Origin of the sequence: Pectobacterium aquaticum (assembly GCF_003382565.3) — a bacterium.
Classification (GTDB): domain Bacteria; phylum Pseudomonadota; class Gammaproteobacteria; order Enterobacterales; family Enterobacteriaceae; genus Pectobacterium; species Pectobacterium aquaticum.
The window spans coordinates 4,249,208-4,265,859 of record NZ_CP086253.1 but is presented as its reverse complement, the minus strand read 5'-3'; the positions used below and the strand labels follow the sequence as shown (position 1 = coordinate 4,265,859).

Below are 16,652 nucleotides of genomic sequence, written 5' to 3'. Positions count from 1 at the left end.
GGTGTCTCTAAACGTAGTAGGAATAAGGACAAAATTCAAGTCAATAAGGACAAGTTATAGGAATTTTGTCCTTATTAGGATCGGATAGAGACAATTTAGGTAAGGTTTGCCGTGCGGTAACAAAATCTAAAGCAGAGTTCAGGGATAACACTTAACAGCCTGTCATGTGTTTCTTTCATTTTCCACCAACGCCAAAACTTCCGCCCTTTTCTCTGGTGACAATGCCAAAAACGCCAGCATCATTTCGGCTAACTCATCGTTCTCTGTATAGAAGTAGGCGAGTGGCACATCCAGCGCCTTTGCTAACTGTTGAGCCGTCTCAATACTTGCTTCATGAACGCCTTTCTCATAGCGATTGATACGCGTGCTGGCGACGAATTCATCGATACCAGCAGCAATGCCGAGTTTTTTCTGCGATAAGCCTTTTGCCAAGCGAGCCTGTTTTAGTCGTTGGCAGAAAACGTCATGGTAATTTTTTTTTGTCATCATGACTACGAGAATCGTAGTTTTTTCTTGAGCTAGATACTACGAATAACGTAGTATTGGTGGTGCATGTTCCTTTAATGATGAACTGTTAGGAGGTTAGATGAAAAAGGACTGGCACAAAGCAGATATCATTGCTGCCTTACACAAGAAGAGTACTTCAATGGCTGCGCTTTCACGTTCTGTAGGTTTGAGTTCGTCAACGCTGGCAAATGTATTAACGCGCCCTTGGCCTAAAGGCGAATGGCTAGTTGCAGGCGCACTTGGGGTACATCCCGCCGAAATATGGCCGAGTCGTTATTATGATACGGAGGGGAGTTTGCTTGATCGAAAGGTAAAGATAAGGGGCGATAAGACGTAATGAACGTCTGGCAAACTATTTGTTTTCCAGCGAGTTGAGTAGTGCCGTTTGCTCTGCTGCGGATAACTCTGCAAATGTCAGAATCATTTTTGCCAGATTATCATCAGCGGCATAGAAATAGGCGAGGGGAACATCTAGTGCTTCAGCCAAACGGCTGGCGGTGACGAGGTTGGCTTCATGCACACCTTTCTCATAACGGTTAATTCGGGCGCTTGCTACGAACTCATCAATTCCGGCTGCGATACCCAGCCCTTTCTGAGACAGCCCCCTTAACAATCGGGCATCTTTGAGACGTTGACTGAAAATATCACGATGTTGCTGACGAATATTCATACCTACGATATTCGTAGGTATGAAAGATATTAGATACTACGTATATCGTAGCTTTTGGTTTTGGTTGGTAATAAAAAAATGAAAACTCACCTTCTCGGGAGGTGAGTTTGGTTGAACCGATTCTTCTGTGAAAGCCAAATAAATTTTTCGTGTGTAGTAGAAATAAATAGCATTACGCAATAAAATAAATTTTTGTACTAGATATCATAAGTTTATTGTCTTAATTTAGGAGCTAGGATGAGCCTGCAAGAAAAATTCCAGATAATAACTAAAAGTTGGGTTTCGGCTACAAAACAGGGGTTTACTAATAATCCAATTGCGAATTTATTGAGAAAAGAGTTAAAAAAAGAAATAGAAGATATAGTTAGTCAGTTTGATTTGAATTATGACGTAGAGGCTAGTGCTGGAGCAGGAAATTGGGCTAATGTTCCTTGGGTGTCTATTCTTAATCCGAAAATTACAAGTACCACTCAAGCAGGAATCTATCCAGTATACCTTTTTAAATCTGATGGTTCAGGGATTTACTTATCGCTTAATCAAGGTACAACAAAACCAGCTAAAAAATGGGGGAAGAAAGGAGCCGAAGAACGCGCTGAATATGTAAAGAAGCAACTATTAAGTAAAATAATTGGTTTAGAAAATTGGGGTGTTAAAGATATAGATTTACAAGCAGACACCACTCTCGGTAAATCGTATGAAAAACCAAGTGTGATAGCAAAATATTATGCTGCTGACAGTATCCCATCTGATGAAATTCTCAAAAACGATTTGTATTCATTACTGAAATTTTATAGAGAAATAGAGGGGATGGAGTTCGAAATGCAAGACATACCGGCCAAAGAAAAATTGAGTGGACCAGATAGAGACACTACCCCCCTCCCTAAACCGTTCCTCCTCCTAGCCGGTATTTCCGGCACAGGAAAATCACGTTTTGTTCGTGAACAAGCAGAAGCGACGGGAAGCCGTCAAGAAACCTATTGTTTAGTTTCCGTCCGTCCGGATTGGCATGAACCCAGCGATTTATTAGGTTATACCACTCGCTTGAATAACAATGCCGAGTACGTCATCACCGATGTGTTGCAATTTATTGTTAAAGCGTGGAAAACCATTGCAGAGACCGGTGTGCAAATCGCAGGGAACAAAACGTCAGGGAACCGTAATGATTTGCAGGCAATACCGCCGTATTGGTTATGCTTGGATGAAATGAATCTTGCCCCTGTCGAGCAGTATTTTGCGGATTATTTATCTATACTGGAAACCCGCGAATGGGAATGGGAAGATGATGAGTTTACCTACCAGTGCGACCCGTTATTAAAAGCCTCCGTGATTCAGTCACTTTCTGATGATAAACGGAATGAATTGTGCGAGCGTTTAGAATTAGACCCGACTTCTGCGTTATGGCTTGAATTTTCTAAGCACGGTATCGGCATTCCCTTTAACTTACTGGTGGCCGGTACGGTGAATATGGATGAGACCACGCACGGCTTTTCCCGTAAGGTGATTGACCGCGCACTGAGTTTCGATTTTGGTGATTTCTTCCCTAACGATTTTAATGAATATTTTTCACCAACAGTCGCCTCTAAAAAACTGACCTACCCGATTTATTCAAGTGCTGTGAAGAATAAAGAACGCTTGCCTGTAATTGATGCAGATGGCAAAGCGAGTATTCAATTTCTACATGCGCTGAATACCGTTTTGGACAACACGCCCTTTAAATTGGCCTATCGTGCCTTAAATGAATTGCTGCTGAGTGTGATCAGTCATCAACCTGAAGACGAAATGCAGTTACAAGCGGTTTGGGATGATTTTTTAATGTGCAAGTTATTACCGCGTATTGAAGGTGATAGCGATAAATTAGCTCAGCATGATATTGATGAATCGCTGCTCATAAAATTATCCGGTATTTTAAAGGAAAATCTGTCCGCTATTTGGAATCAACCAAACGCAAGACAGGATTTTTACCGTGAAAAGCAACAAGATGGTGAGACAATAATGATTGCTTGCCGCAGTCGCGCTAAAATTGATTGGATGCAAAATAAGCTTGCTCAATCAGGCTTTACCAGTTTCTGGCCATAACCCATAAGGCGGTACGAAATGCCCGAATTACTGCGAGTACAAACTGAGCATTTTGAACTGTCGATTTGGTGTAATGATATCGCTAAACGGCAACAGGTTTACCGTAACACGCTGGCTAAACGCGTTCAGCACGCTGATGCTCTTCATCCCTTGGTTGAGAATAGTGTGGGCTCGGCGGTGCGTTTTTCCCCTGCGATGGATTTGCAGGAAGTGGCAGTTCTGGATGAAACGCTGATCTCTGAAACGTTGGGTAATTCCCCTCGTGTGCAGAGTGAGTCGATCACTCTGCGGGAACCTTTGTTTTTTGAAAATGCGCAATATCAGTTTGAGTGGGTGTTTTTTAATGAGGTGGAGCAAGCCGCTTTAACCCACCGCGTAAGGCTGGTGAATGAAGGTTTTCGCTTTGCGGCAAAGAAACGCGATATTCCCGCGCGCTTAACGGGCACCATCAATACAGGTAATGATGTCGGCTGGATGCGCCTGCCGCTCAGCTATCGCCGTGCAGGTCAGGACTATCGGTTTACTCTCGCTTTTGAAGTGTTGCCGACCAAAATGGATTTACACCGTGATTTGCCGGAGATGTATCGTGTACTCGACAAAAATTATCCGCTGTGGCGTTTTAGCCTGGCGGAGAAAACGGAGCAAGACGCAGAGCAAAGCAAACAACGTGGTGATTTTCCGTTACTCTGGTTGGCTAATTTCACGGCACTGAGGCAACGTTTAGAACAAAGTTTAAAAATAATCAGTCAGGCGCCTCATCGCCGCCTACAGCCCAATGTTTCATTTGTGCGTGCGGATCGTTTAAAAGGCCGCTTACCTTATCGCTTAGCCGAAAACGTCATTAACGATCTGAAAAATGGTCGGTCTGATAAACGCTATCGCGTTGAAAAAAAGCACTTGAGTGTCGATACGCCAGAGAATCGTTTTATCAAGATGGTGGTCACTCAATGCAAAAATCGATTAGCCGAGTTTGAACGCAAACTGCGGAAAAATAATCAAGCACCTGAAAATCAACGCCTTTCAGATTCGTTTCTCACTGAAATTGGCAGTTGGCAAAAACCATTGATCAAAATGCTGAACCACAGTTTTTTACGTGACGTTAGCGAATTTAATGGTTTGGCTAAATCATCGCTCGTACTGCAACAAAAAACGGGCTACAGCGCGGTATATCGTATTTGGCAGGAGCTTAAATGCTACTTGGATGTTTTTGCTAATCAAACCAGTATTTCGATGAAATCTGTTGCTGATATTTATGAAGTGTGGTGTTTTCTGGCATTGCGCAACATTTTAGTCGACGATCTTGGATTTAAGGATATCACCCCGAATCGCCAAGCCTTGGTATTAAAAAATGACTTTGAATATCAGTTAAAAAATGGATTTGCGGGCGCGTTTGTTTTTGAACGCGAGGATGGTTTAGTGGCGAGATTGGCTCACGAACCTCATTTTAGCCCAAACAGCGAAGATATTCGTTCTTACTTCGTCTCTCATCGTCCTGATATTGTCTTGAAGGTTGAATTCCCTACGCCGAGCGATAAGCGCTGTATTTGGCTATTCGATGCCAAGTACCGTATTCAAACCAAAGCGAGCCAAGTGGATGGTAGCGATGCAGATAAATACGATATTGATAAAATCGATTTGGTGCCGGACGATGCCATTAACCAAATGCACCGTTACCGTGATGCGTTGATCCGTATTACGCAAGACACATCATCCGTAGCAGGCCAGAAAAGTCGCCCCGTGTTTGGAGCCTTTGCCCTCTATCCCGGCTTTTTTAACCAAAACGTGGAAGACAACCCTTACCTTGATGCCATTTCTGAGGTGGGGATTGGCGCGTTTGCACTTCTGCCCAACAACGATGGTCAGGTTGGATGCCGCTGGATTGTGGATTTTCTAAAGCACCAGCTTGGTGTTGCGGGAAATTATTACAGCACGCAACAATTACAAGAACGTTTATATCTGCAAGAAGCCGCACGGATCCCTTATTACGGCATGGGGCAAACGCTTTACCCCGATTTAGTGATGACGGCCGCTTTGGGTGGTAAGGTGGGGCGAACCAGCACCTATTTTGATAATTTTGAAAACGGCACATCGGCGTGGTACCACACCAGAGTGGAGACATTCAATGCGGCGATGAAAAAGTCAAAAAATCACGTAGTCGCAGAAATACGCTACCTTGCTATCGCCTCAACGAGTGACCTTGATCCCCACTGGAAATCGATTAAGAAAATATGGCCAGTTAAAAGCCAGAAAATCGTGAAAAGGAATGAACTAGACGTTGAGCAAACGGGAAAGTTAAGTGTTGATACTTATGACTGTATTTTGTTTGAATTAGGTAAACCCCTGATGTTAAAAACACCGATTGAAAACGTGCCTCACCGGCCCATTCGCAATTCGATGAAGCTAACAACATTGAATGCACTGGAGGCGGCGCGACAATTTAATTCGGTGAACGAAGTCTATAAGGAAGCCTTGCCGGTCTCGCATGCAGGAAAGGGTGAAGGGCAATAATGCAACGAAAACGCCCTGAGCACAGGGCGTTGTGGCCGCCGATGAATTTTACATTACTTGATGATACTGATGTGAGCCGAGCCTATGCTGCTTACTTACGTGAGTTACGCCAACAAGCAAGCTGTCACGGGCTGCACTGGCAGAGCGAAGCTGCGTGCCTGTGGCCACCATTAAGAAATTTGAGCTGACTGGGCAAATTTCCTTCCGCCAATTACTGTTGCTTTGGCAGAAGACACTTGACTCGCTAGACAGGCTATATCCGCTCACACAACCTAACAAGGCGCGTGCTGCTATACCGACTAGCATTATGAGGTGCTAAAAGATGAGTTTTAAACCCGTTCAGAAACTCAGTGTAGCTCGCACGTCGGGTGAAGAGGTCGCAGTGGGGGTGTTGGCTCAGAATTGGCAAGGCGTTTTTTTTCAATATTTTCTACCACAATAAGAGAAACCCATAATGAAGCTCGGCCGAAACGATCCTTGCCATTGTGGCAGTGGTAAAAAATTTAAACGTTGTTGTATGAACAGCGTTTCTAAGCAACATGCCCAAGTCATCGATGATGTTGAAGCGATGCTGGCAATGAACCCAAATTTGAGCCTTGATGAACTCAACGTTGCTTTACAACACAAAGTTCAGGATCGCAATAATCAACCTCATCCCGATTTTTGTGGCGTGACGCCAATGCAAATGGCCAATTGGCTTTATGCGCCTTTTGATGAACTACAGTGTGTGAAAATCAGCACACCAGACGATCTTTCTGCCAGCCCAGTGATGCGCTATCTCGCGCTAATTCTTGATGAGGCCATGGCACAAGAAGGCTCATTCAAAGCCACGAGTAAAGGCAATTTACCGACTAAGTTGGTTAAACAGGCCAGTGAGTTATTGCCTGAGTTTGCCGTTGCTCAATTCGAACGTGACATAAGTATCAGCGAGTTTGCGGGCAGTAACGAAGACAAATTCAATGCCTTGCACTACACCAGAGTGCTAGCCGAAATTAACGGCATTATTTATCAACGCAGCGGCCGCTACCATGTGAAAAAAGCAGCGCAAAAACAGTATCAAACTCTAGGCGTACAGGCATTTTTTAAACCTATGTTAGAAACTGCCATCAACAAATATAACTGGGGCTATTTGGACAGTTTTGAGTTTGATGCCGACTTGCGAACCTTTTGGCTGTTTATGCTCTGGCGCATTCAGAGCCACAAACGTGTGGATCAGCTGATTGAAGAGGTTATTACCGCTTTCCCCGATTTATTGCAGGCATTCCCTACGAATCATTACTTCTCGCCAGAAAGAAACTTAAGCATGCTCATCGAATCTCGATTTATTGGACGATTTTTGCAGTTTTGGGGATTTGTGACCGCGGACCGTTATATCATCGCAGACCCCGTCGACAGAGTGGTTCAGGTGCAGCCTTTGTTAACACACACTTTTCAATTCACAATAAATACATAGCAAAGTCACCGTGAGCGAATATCAATACTATAAATTCGAGCGTCTGGATGGGTATTTAGATGCTAAAGCGCGCCAAGCACTCAGAGCCATTTCAAGCCGTGCCGAGATCAGCGCCACGTCCTTTCAGGTGTATTACACCTACAGTGGTCTAAAGGCAGAGCCTTTTGAGCTGATGTTAAAACACTTCGATATCGGTTTTTACTATGCCGATTGGGGCTCAATCGATGCTTACATCAAGCTACCAGCTGGAACACTTCCAGATGCGTTACTCGGCTTTTCAAGTGATGGGCTTCATGTACACGAAAATGATGAGTGGCAACTGCTGATTTTTTCCATCGAGGAGTATGACGAATATTTTGACGATGAGAATGCTGACGACTTTTTCCAGCATTTAGCTGGGTTACGTAGCGAGTTAATCCGAGGGGATTGGCGCCTTGTGTACTTTATGTGGCTCAAAGAGTGCGATTTTAATGATGAAGTTGAGCGAGTGCCGTTAATTCAATTCGATTTTGAACCTCTCAGTGAAGAGTTGCAGGCCTTTGCAGCGCTGTTTGATATTCCCTTAGCATTGGTTAAGGCACTCGCCATGGTGCTGAACGAACAACCCAGTCACCAAGCCAAACAAACCCAGTTTCAGTTTGATGTGTGGCTCCATAATCTCTCGGAAGCAGAGAAAGACACGCTATTACGCACGTTGTTTGAGCAAGGCCAGCTAACCCGACACCAAGCCTTAGCGCTGACGCGAAATGAACCTGCCAACACAGACGAAATCTATCAATACTGGTTAACCCCCGAGGTAATTTCCCCTTTCATCGAGCAAGCGCAAAGCCAATTACAGCAAGAGCAAGCCGCAGCACTCGCAAAGAAAATGGCCCTCGAAAAAGCGGAAAAAGAAAAAGCGTTGACGGATATTTACAACCAGCGTGAGCACTACTGGCAGCAATCACAAGAGCAAGCGGATCGAACTTGCGCCAGTGGTTACGATGCGGCATCACGCTATCTGCATCAGCTGTTTGAGGCCTATCAGTTCAAAGCGGATGAAGCGGCGTTTGAACAACGCTTTAAGCGCTTTGCTGTGGCGAATAATAGCCGTAAAGCGCTGTTAAATCGCTTGAGTGATTTGCTTTAATGGAGGGGGCAATAATTACGTAACAACCTGTAGACCTTTTCTTGCGCAGGTCTAGCATCAGGTCTACACTACATTACTTATTTGGTAATGTAGTGTAGACCTATGGCTAAATCTGATGAGCTATTAAACGCGTTGGCCAAAGCAGTGAACGCCGGCGGCGGCATTCACAGTGTAACAGAGCTGGCTTTTATGCAGGGTGTGCCTTGTGACTCAGCCTTTAGAAAATTCCTGGCAGATTGCGTAAAGAAGGGGTTGCTAAGACGAGTGGTGAAAGGCTTCTATGAAAGTGTTATTACACCACCTGAGCCTGAGACTGCCATTTATAAAATCATCAAAAAGTTGCGCAGCGGCGTATTGAGCTACATCAGCTTAGAAAGTCAGCTCAGTCATACCGGTGATATTTCACAAGTTGTGATGGGTAGAGTCACTGTGGTGACTAAAGGTCGAAGTGGTTGTTTTGATACGCCTTATGGCGTGATCGAGTTTACCCATACTAAAAAGCCAGTCGAGCAAATTGCACCTAATTTGTATTATGACCCCGACATCAAAATGTATCGCGCATACAAGGAACAAGCGATTGCAGATCTAAAACACTGCCAGCGCAATCTACATATGTTGGAGAGCTAAGCATGGGGGTGTGTATGGGAGATAACGTATGCTGAAGCAACAAATTCGCCAAATTGTCCAGTCAAACCCTGACTATGCCGCAGTGACACCCGTCATAGAAAAAGAGATCTTGCATCATGACATTATGGATGTGCTGATCAAACAGGGCGTCATGCAGCGGTTAACGTTTATTGGCGGCACCTCATTACGAATGTGTTACAACAGCAGCAGGCTATCAGAAGATCTTGATTTCAATGGTGGTCATGATTTCCAGCCCTCAGCGTTTGAGGGGCTGGAGTCCGAAATCCAAACCTATATTCAGAACAAGTATGAAACCGAAGTTTGGGTAAACAAACCTTCTGGCGAGCAGCAAGGGGATACTGTTTCTTGGAAAATTAGTATCGTAAAAGAAGCTAATCGTCCTGATTTGCCACGGCAAAAAATGCATATTGACGTCTGTGCTATTCCGTCATTTGATATTGAAAAACGCCCACTAATCAATCATTACAACATCGTTGTACCGACTGAAGGGATCTTGGTTCCGGTACAGTCGTTACAAGAAACATTGGCCGATAAGTTGATCGCGTTAGCGTATCGGGCAAGACGTATTAAACCTCGTGATATCTGGGATATTGTTTGGATTAAGCAGCGCGGTATTGATTTATCCAAGACACTGGTTGAAAAGAAGCTCACCGCCAGACAGAAGCAAACAGAAGACTTTCGACAGGCGCTGTCTATTCAGTTAGCCAAGCTAATGTCGGAAGATGAAGTCCGTGACGACTTCAATATGGAAATGAGCCGTTTTATCTCTAAGCAAATTAAAGAGAGAACCCTCGATAACCCTGCATATTGGGCTTATGTTCAGGGCGAGGTACATGCCATCGCGTCTGAGTTACTGAATGACGGAACACCAAAAAATCCATTTGATATGGGTTAGCCCCATGTTTTTCTCCCTCCATCATAAAACAAAAAAGGCCATGATTTACAATGGCCTTTTTATCCTGACGAGACTTAGTGAGACAACGCGAGATCGCGTGAAACGTTATTCGATTGAATCTGTTTATTGAGTAGATGGGGTAAAGCCTTGCTGTAAGCGGGTTTTCGATAATGCGTTTTTTCTATGTGTACACCCATGTGTACACGGTAAAACGGAGTGCTCTATTTTTTATCCAGTTTTTTTGCGGCAGACTCTAGCTGTTTGATGCTTTTTTCTGGCGCAGGTAGATTCTCTGGCATAGTCCCGCCCAGTTCCTTGATTGTTTGTCTTACTTTCCTTCCCACTTCAAAGTGAGTTTCATTGGCTTTTTGCTTCGATTTAACATTATCCCTGCGGAGTTTCTCTTCAGCCTGGGTTGCTCGGAATAGGTTGGCTGCTAATTCAGTTGAACCCATGTGGTCGAGTATTTTTTGGCTTTTCTTGAGTCCTTTCCGTTGATGTATGGCCTTTTGGTCTAATCCGCCGTACAGCCCTTGATACCCATGATTTTGAAATATTGCAAAATCCAGAGTGGTTTCAACACCCGCTTGCTGTGCTGCTTCGACCAATTGTTTATTGTGCTCTTTCAGTTCGTTCCTGAGAAAAAGTCGTTTTTCATCTTCGCGGAGTCGCTTGAATGTCTCATCGTCAGCTAGTTCCTGCCGCCTTGTCTGTATTGCAAAGTATGTTTGCCCTGTTGCTATGACGGGTTTACTAGGATCACCATTCTGTACAACTAGGTAGCATGCATACCGGGACAAATGAATGTCTTCCAGTTCTCGTTGAGCTCCCGATCCAAGCACAACCATTTTGGTGGTCTCAACGAAATGGTCTGAAACCTCTTGGTTACTAACTTCACATGCTTGAGCGGCACGTGATAGAACGTTTTGAAAATTTCTCCAGTCCCGATAATCAAGCAATGGTGCTAAATCTCTTGCTGACCAATATTCCTGCCCTTCGCTGCTATATTGCCGTAAATCCTCAAATGGTTGATGGTGCTCGTTCATCGCTCACTCCATGTATCTTGCGCTGGTGGGTTTTGTTTTAGTCACTGGATCTGCGGAATGTTTGCTTCAATATCCCACATTCTGATTATTCTACGATAGGTCTATCCCGCAATAAGAAACCACACCAGCCATGAAAATGACAGCCACAAAAAAGAGATAATCAGCTTGTACCTCTGGTCTGGTCGATAACTAGCGTCACTAAAAATGCATATATAAGCAAAAGTATGTTAGTTCAGTCGGTTCAGTTGGTTCAATTTGTAAAGACGATTGTTTTAATTAATTTTTTTCTCAAAAACTGAACCGACATAGAGGCGTTTTGAACCAACACTAACCCCTGATTGGGTAATGCCTCCAATTAGTAGAACATGTATCTTTCGATGAAGGAACCGACGACTTTCTCGTGAACCTCAATTGAGTGTGAGAAGCAAATCGTTTTGCGTGCCAGACGCTTGATGCGGGTACGGAGCGTCAGATTGTTACGCTCAATGCGCTGTGTAAAAATTTTACCTGTCAGGTGCTTCTCCTTCGGCACATCTCTCGCATAGTTGCCCCAGCCGTCGCTGGTTATCATGCCAATGCTGAAGGGCGTGAGCAGAGCCAGCCGTTCACGGCAAGTTTCATCGTTTCGCGGCCCGAACGTATAAGCCAGAACACCGCCAGTTTTAATGTTGTAAGCGTACCAGAGCCAGTGTTGCACGGCTTTACTGCCAACAAAGGCCCACTGCTCATCAAGTTCACAGATAAGGGCGACGTCGGCGTGAGCGACCGGAAAAGAAGTTATGCGCTGGGGAGCGAGTTTTTTAAAGCACGTATGACGGTGTTGATGCCTATCTTCAGCGTTCTGGCGGTATCGCGCACACCGGAACCGTTATGCGCCATATCAACGATTTGTTCTTTGACTCTCGGCTTCCGCGCTTCATAGGTGTAGGTCAACTGGAAAACACGTTTACATGACCGACACCGAAAGCGCTCGTGTTGTGAAGTACTACGACCATGGCGATAAATTTCATCTGAATGGCATCGGGGACAATGGACGGTAACGGTAGCCACAGAAAACCTCAAATACCCATAGGGTAACAGAAATTTCTATCGATTGAAGGCATTACCGGTTGGCGCTCCGCGATCTACGATGCCTTTTAGCATGTCATCAATATGGCGCGGTTACGTCCTCGACCTTCATGTGACCAATGCAAGGATTTATGTCCTTGTCGATACGGCGGCGCAAAATGTCTGGATGTTTCCAGCGGGGCAGAATCTGACGTTCAAAGTATTCAGCGGCCAGTGCTGATACTTTCAGCGCATGTTTTTCTTCTTCCATCTTCTTCAACGCTTCAGCTTTACGCTCCTGCTTCTCTCCTGCTACGTCATGTCCCAGAGCGACACGGGCAGAAAGCTCTTTAGCCATTTCCCGCGCTTTAGCGAGAGAAATGGCGGGGTAGTAGCCAATAAGCATCACTCTGGATTTTCCTGCGATTTTGTAACGAAATCGCCAGAACATCTCTTTATATTTCTCTGGAAAACAGAGATATAGGCCATTGCCATCAGAACGTCCTGCGAAGCGCTCGTTGTTTCTAATCCATGTACGGATTTGTATGTCTGTCAGTTTTCCCATATGTCTCTCATCATCAGGGGGTGTACTTAAATACGTGTACTTAAGACTGAGTAAGTACACCTTTAAGTACACGCTGAACACGCGCTCTAGTGATACATCATGAGACTATATAAAACAAAAAAGGCCATGATTTACAATGGCCTTTTTATCCTGACGAGACTTAGTGATACTACGCGAGATCGCGTGAAACATTACTCGATATTCTGAATCTGTTCCCGCATTTGCTCGATCAGCACTTTCAACTCAATGGCTGACGCGGTGACGTCGGCGTTGATGGATTTCGAGGCCAGCGTGTTCGATTCGCGGTTGAATTCCTGCATCATGAAGTCGAGGCGGCGGCCGACGGCTTCTTCTTTTTTCAGGATTTTGTAGGTTTCTTTGACGTGAGCGTCGAGGCGGTCGAGTTCTTCGGCGACGTCGACGCGCTGTGCCATCAGAACCAGTTCCTGTTCCAGACGGTTATTTTCCAGCTGTACTTGCGCATCTTCCAGCTTGCTTTGCAGGCGTTCGCGCTGCCAGAGCAGGATGTTTGGCATCTGGGCACGAACTTTGACGACTTCGGCGCTGACGCCCGCCAGACGCTGTTCGATCATCCCTTTCAACGCGTTGCCTTCGCTTTCGCGGGCGGCGATGAAATCATCTAACGCGCCTTCTAGCGCGGTCAGCAGTTCGGCGCTGATGGCGTCCAGATCCTGCTCTTCCGCCAACATCACGCCGGGCCAGCGCAGGATATCAACTGGGTTGATTTCCCCTTCGTCGCTCTGCATCTTGACCCAGTTAGCGGCATTAACCAGCTGTTTCGCCAGCTTTTCGTTCAGGATCAGCGCACTTTGCGCACTCGGGTCGAGCTCAAAACGCAGGTTGCATTCGATTTTTCCACGGGTTAAGCGGGCGCGGATGCGCTCACGCGCCACAGGTTCGAGGCTGCGGAATTGTTCCGGTAAACGAAGATAGGTTTCCAGATAGCGCTGGTTAACGGAACGCAGTTCCCAGGCTGCGCTTCCCCAGTTGCCCTTGATCTCTCGGCGGGCGTAAGCGGTCATGCTGCGAATCATTGGTGCATACCTGTAAAGCAAATGATGAGACGGATTATAGCGTTGAGTCCCGTGCAGGGGATAGGAAAAACCGTTTGCCCAGTGCCACCCGTCGAGAATCAGGCGGCGTAAAGTAAGGCTTCGTTCTGTCTGGCGATGTCGCGACAGCGGTTTTTCATCATCTGTTTTAGTTGCAGTGTCGCCTGTGACTGTGGGTTGTCGCGGCGGCTGATCAGCGTGACTTCAAAAGGCAGCGGCTGGTCGATAGGGACAATCTTGAGCTGGTCGGCGTAGCGACAGGCGGTAAAGAGATCGACGATGCCCGTACCGCCGCCCGCCAGCACCATGTCGGCAATCACCGAGTAGGTTTTGATGTAGAGCGACGCCGCCGGCTGTAGCGCTTTGTCGCGCAGGGCGCGGTGTACCACCTGACCGAGCGGGTCCTGATGCTGCATCATCAGCAGATTGTTGTTGCACAGCCATTCCAGCGAGACAGGGCCGTTTATCGGGCTGTCTTTCGGCAGCAGGGCAACCATCGTGGACTGGAACAGCGGTTCTGCCAGCAGTTCGGACGGCACCTGCTGACCAAAGATCAGTGCGAAATCGAGCTGGTTTTGCAGGATGTTCTGGCACAGCGTGCTGAAGTGTTCGGTAACCAGTTCGACGTTAACCGAGGCTGCCTGCTTATGAAACTCCACCAGCGTTGGGGCCACGATCATTTGCCCGAATGCGTGCGCTGCACCCAGCCGTACGGAGTGGGCCTTGCTGGTTTTGATTTGTTCGGTGAGCGAACTGATGCTTTGCAGATGGCTGAAAAGCTCCTGCACTTTCGGTATCAGGCGCAGCCCTTCTTCGGTGGCGATCATTCCCTGTGTGCGACGTTCAAACAGGGAAAAACCGAGCTGCTGCTCTGCGTGGTTCAGTACCCGGCTGACGTTCGGTTGCGAGACATTGAGTAAACGGGCCGCGCCGCTGATGGTACCTGCCTGAACAATGGCCTGGAAGATTTCAATATGGCGTAATCGCATGGTTGCAGGCTCCGGCTGACGCTTTCTAATGAGCATCGTATGAGTAATAACCAAAATACCTGCAATTATTACGCCAGTTTCTAATTTTGTTCCTGCGCGGCCCGCGGCGTTTCCTCATGATCGGGTTGCCCAATTACGGGGCGCAATGCCCCATAATTGGGCGTCATGATCGAAAATGGTGCAATTCGACCTATGTATGGTAGCGCGACAGACTTAGCGATAAATATCGGCGACGGGAACTTCTCCCACGTAGCCATAGCCGCGGTACATGCCTTCGCTGTTAAATGGCAGGGCGATGTTGCCTGCTTTATCGACGGCAATCAGCCCGCCGCTGCCGTCCATTTGCACGAGTTTCTCCATGACTACGCGATCGCTGGCCTGCTGTAGCGTCAGTCCGGCGTATTCCATCAGCGCAGAAACATCATAGGCGGCGACGGCACGCATGAAGACTTCCCCGGTGCCGGTGCAGGAAACCGCCACCGTCTGATTGTTGGCGTAGCAGCCTGCGCCGATGATGGGGCTGTCACCCACGCGTCCGGCCTGTTTGTTGGTCATGCCGCCCGTCGAGGTTGCCGCCGCGAGGTTACCTGCGCTGTCCAGTGCTACCGCGCCGACGGTGCCGAATTTACGGTCGGGATCGATAGGGTCGTTCTGACCATCATGATCGAGGATGACGCGGCCTGAGCCTGCCTGTGCGTTATGAAGCTGCTGACGGCGTTCGTCGGTGGAGAAAAACGCCGGATCGACCATGTCCAGACCGTGCTGTTGTGCAAAGGCTTCCGCTCCGTCGGCGGTAAACATCACATGCGGGCTGGCTTCGAGTACGGTACGCGCGGCCAGAATCGGGTTACGGATATGGCTGACGCAACTGACCGCGCCAGCATCCAGCGACCGTCCGTCCATGATGCTGGCGTCCAGTTCGTGGGTTTCTGCGTGGGTGAAGACCGAACCGTGTCCGGCGTTGAATAACGGGCACTCTTCCAACAGACGGACGGCTTCCGTTACGGCATCCAACGCGCTGCCGTTTTCAGCCAGAATGCGTTGTCCGCTGGCGACAATCTCGGACAGCGCCGCCAGATAGCGTTGCTCTTTTTCAGCGCTCATAGCCGAGCGGGTCAGCGCACCTGCGCCACCGTGGATCACAATCACGGGTTTCGTCATGCGATAAAGTCTCTTTTCAAGCGGTTTACGCCCCCGAAATCAGGGGCGGAGAGACCGGAATCAGTTTTGCGTTGTCGCCAGATAGGAGAAGGCACCCAGCAGGCTGGTGATTTCCCGCATGCTCTGCGCCGTATAACCTACGGTTATGGCATCCAAACGTTCAACATTCGGCAGCAGACAGAATAGATCGGCCAGTACCGGCTTTGCCACCATCAGTTCGAGACGGTAGGGCGCCTGAATCCGTGAGTTCAGCGTCCGGTGCGCTTTTTCCACCGCCGCTTTTGCTGCGTCACGAATCACCTGACGGGCCTGTTCGGTGCTGAGGGATTCTGCCGCATGCTGTGAAATGGCGCGTTTGACGCAGGCGTAATCGGTGGCAGGGTAGTAGCGGGCGATCCAGCTCTGGAGCGTGTCGTCACCGCTGACCAGCCAGAGTGGCGTCTTCTGTTCCACACCGGCGGCAGCGTAGATGTCGCTCTCGCCCATGATTTCACCGTTGATGCACACGCGGTAGAACGCACGACCATTGATGGTATGCGATAACACGCCAAACTCGCCTGCCGCGCTGTGATAACCGATGAACATCAGGCCGTCGAACTGTTGTTGCTCCAGCCCTTCTACCATCGAATAGCCGCGCGGTTTACCTTGTACCAGTCGGGCGCGGGCGTCGATGTTCTCCGCGCGCAGATTGACCATTGCCGCATGGCTGTCGGCGACTACCACCTCTGTTGCGCCACCCGCGAACGCACCGTCAATCGCGGCATTCACTTCCTGCTCCATCAGGCCGCGCGCCAACTGGTATTCTGCGGTGCCGGGGCTGCACTGTTCCGGGCGCATCACGCCAGCGATCCCTTCGATATCAGCAGAGATAAACACTTTCATAAT

Annotated in this window: 15 protein-coding genes and 1 pseudogene; 7 read left to right on the top strand and 9 right to left on the bottom strand. The window is 47.6% G+C overall.

The features are described 5' to 3' along the window. Window positions 1-162: 162 nt before the first annotated feature. The gene (locus tag DMB82_RS19740; protein WP_109225069.1) at window positions 163-489 is read right to left on the bottom strand and encodes a helix-turn-helix domain-containing protein; all 327 of its coding nucleotides are present in this window, start codon (window positions 487-489) and stop codon (window positions 163-165) included. Window positions 490-586: 97 nt separating this feature from the next. Between DMB82_RS19740 and DMB82_RS19735 the strand changes: the two genes are divergently transcribed. Beyond that, on the top strand, window positions 587-844 hold the full coding sequence (locus DMB82_RS19735) for a helix-turn-helix domain-containing protein (RefSeq protein WP_039490198.1): 258 nt from the start codon (window positions 587-589) through the stop codon (window positions 842-844). A gap of 15 nt (window positions 845-859) precedes the next feature. Here the strand turns inward: DMB82_RS19735 and DMB82_RS19730 are convergent, their stop codons facing one another. Then, the gene (locus DMB82_RS19730) at window positions 860-1,177 is read right to left on the bottom strand and encodes a helix-turn-helix domain-containing protein (protein WP_116162857.1); all 318 of its coding nucleotides are present in this window, start codon (window positions 1,175-1,177) and stop codon (window positions 860-862) included. A gap of 237 nt (window positions 1,178-1,414) precedes the next feature. Between DMB82_RS19730 and DMB82_RS19725 the strand changes: the two genes are divergently transcribed. The 6 genes from DMB82_RS19725 to DMB82_RS19695 all read left to right on the top strand — a co-directional run bounded on the left by DMB82_RS19725 (window position 1,415) and on the right by DMB82_RS19695 (window position 9,886). Further along, on the top strand, window positions 1,415-3,253 hold the full coding sequence (locus tag DMB82_RS19725; protein ID WP_116162855.1) for an MrcB family domain-containing protein: 1,839 nt from the start codon (window positions 1,415-1,417) through the stop codon (window positions 3,251-3,253). Window positions 3,254-3,271: 18 nt separating this feature from the next. Then, a complete protein-coding gene (locus DMB82_RS19720; protein ID WP_116162853.1) occupies window positions 3,272-5,761 on the top strand; it encodes a restriction endonuclease-like protein in 2,490 nt (829 codons plus the stop codon). A 454-nt stretch (window positions 5,762-6,215) separates the two neighbouring features. Further along, entirely contained in the window at window positions 6,216-7,214 is a 999-nt protein-coding gene (locus DMB82_RS19710; RefSeq protein WP_116162851.1) for a YecA family protein, read from the top strand. Window positions 7,215-7,224: 10 nt separating this feature from the next. Then, the gene (locus DMB82_RS19705; RefSeq protein WP_116162849.1) at window positions 7,225-8,343 is read left to right on the top strand and encodes a hypothetical protein; all 1,119 of its coding nucleotides are present in this window, start codon (window positions 7,225-7,227) and stop codon (window positions 8,341-8,343) included. 102 nt (window positions 8,344-8,445) lie between these two features. Beyond that, window positions 8,446-8,970 (top strand): type IV toxin-antitoxin system AbiEi family antitoxin, encoded by a 525-nt coding sequence (gene abiEi / locus DMB82_RS19700; RefSeq protein ID WP_095993166.1) that lies wholly within the window; start codon window positions 8,446-8,448, stop codon window positions 8,968-8,970. 28 nt (window positions 8,971-8,998) lie between these two features. After that, entirely contained in the window at window positions 8,999-9,886 is an 888-nt protein-coding gene (locus tag DMB82_RS19695) for a nucleotidyl transferase AbiEii/AbiGii toxin family protein (RefSeq protein ID WP_116162847.1), read from the top strand. Window positions 9,887-10,107: 221 nt separating this feature from the next. Here DMB82_RS19695 and dinD read toward each other — a convergent pair whose 3' ends face one another. The 7 genes and pseudogenes from dinD to DMB82_RS19660 all read right to left on the bottom strand — a co-directional run bounded on the left by dinD (window position 10,108) and on the right by DMB82_RS19660 (window position 16,649). Further along, entirely contained in the window at window positions 10,108-10,932 is an 825-nt protein-coding gene (gene dinD / locus DMB82_RS19690) for a DNA damage-inducible protein D (protein ID WP_102117034.1), read from the bottom strand. A 355-nt stretch (window positions 10,933-11,287) separates the two neighbouring features. Beyond that, window positions 11,288-11,982 (bottom strand): IS1 family transposase gene (locus tag DMB82_RS19685; RefSeq protein ID WP_102117033.1). Its coding sequence is split into 2 segments (ribosomal slippage): window positions 11,288-11,739 and window positions 11,739-11,982, totalling 696 coding nucleotides; the frame shifts between segments, so codons are not numbered across the junction. Between the two features lie 57 nt (window positions 11,983-12,039). Beyond that, window positions 12,040-12,544 (bottom strand): annotated as a pseudogene (locus DMB82_RS19680) (integrase arm-type DNA-binding domain-containing protein); the annotation flags it as partial. A gap of 191 nt (window positions 12,545-12,735) precedes the next feature. Next, the gene (locus DMB82_RS19675; RefSeq protein ID WP_102117032.1) at window positions 12,736-13,599 is read right to left on the bottom strand and encodes a YicC/YloC family endoribonuclease; all 864 of its coding nucleotides are present in this window, start codon (window positions 13,597-13,599) and stop codon (window positions 12,736-12,738) included. Window positions 13,600-13,697: 98 nt separating this feature from the next. Continuing rightward, on the bottom strand, window positions 13,698-14,606 hold the full coding sequence (locus DMB82_RS19670; protein ID WP_102117031.1) for a LysR family transcriptional regulator: 909 nt from the start codon (window positions 14,604-14,606) through the stop codon (window positions 13,698-13,700). 213 nt (window positions 14,607-14,819) lie between these two features. After that, window positions 14,820-15,767 (bottom strand): isoaspartyl peptidase/L-asparaginase family protein, encoded by a 948-nt coding sequence (locus DMB82_RS19665; RefSeq protein ID WP_116156484.1) that lies wholly within the window; start codon window positions 15,765-15,767, stop codon window positions 14,820-14,822. A 60-nt stretch (window positions 15,768-15,827) separates the two neighbouring features. After that, window positions 15,828-16,649 (bottom strand): M55 family metallopeptidase, encoded by an 822-nt coding sequence (locus DMB82_RS19660; protein ID WP_116162843.1) that lies wholly within the window; start codon window positions 16,647-16,649, stop codon window positions 15,828-15,830. Between the last annotated feature and the right edge of the window lie 3 nt (window positions 16,650-16,652).

Coding starts and splice junctions, on each gene's coding strand:
- DMB82_RS19720 (WP_116162853.1), top strand. CDS start 3,272: ATGCCCGAATTACTGCGAGTACAAACTGAGCATTTTGAACTGTCGATT.
- DMB82_RS19710 (WP_116162851.1), top strand. CDS start 6,216: ATGAAGCTCGGCCGAAACGATCCTTGCCATTGTGGCAGTGGTAAAAAA.
- abiEi (WP_095993166.1), top strand. CDS start 8,446: ATGGCTAAATCTGATGAGCTATTAAACGCGTTGGCCAAAGCAGTGAAC.
- DMB82_RS19665 (WP_116156484.1), bottom strand. CDS start 15,767: ATGACGAAACCCGTGATTGTGATCCACGGTGGCGCAGGTGCGCTGACC.
- DMB82_RS19675 (WP_102117032.1), bottom strand. CDS start 13,599: ATGATTCGCAGCATGACCGCTTACGCCCGCCGAGAGATCAAGGGCAAC.
- dinD (WP_102117034.1), bottom strand. CDS start 10,932: ATGAACGAGCACCATCAACCATTTGAGGATTTACGGCAATATAGCAGC.
- DMB82_RS19695 (WP_116162847.1), top strand. CDS start 8,999: ATGCTGAAGCAACAAATTCGCCAAATTGTCCAGTCAAACCCTGACTAT.
- DMB82_RS19670 (WP_102117031.1), bottom strand. CDS start 14,606: ATGCGATTACGCCATATTGAAATCTTCCAGGCCATTGTTCAGGCAGGT.
- DMB82_RS19740 (WP_109225069.1), bottom strand. CDS start 489: ATGATGACAAAAAAAAATTACCATGACGTTTTCTGCCAACGACTAAAA.
- DMB82_RS19725 (WP_116162855.1), top strand. CDS start 1,415: ATGAGCCTGCAAGAAAAATTCCAGATAATAACTAAAAGTTGGGTTTCG.
- DMB82_RS19730 (WP_116162857.1), bottom strand. CDS start 1,177: ATGAATATTCGTCAGCAACATCGTGATATTTTCAGTCAACGTCTCAAA.
- DMB82_RS19660 (WP_116162843.1), bottom strand. CDS start 16,649: ATGAAAGTGTTTATCTCTGCTGATATCGAAGGGATCGCTGGCGTGATG.
- DMB82_RS19735 (WP_039490198.1), top strand. CDS start 587: ATGAAAAAGGACTGGCACAAAGCAGATATCATTGCTGCCTTACACAAG.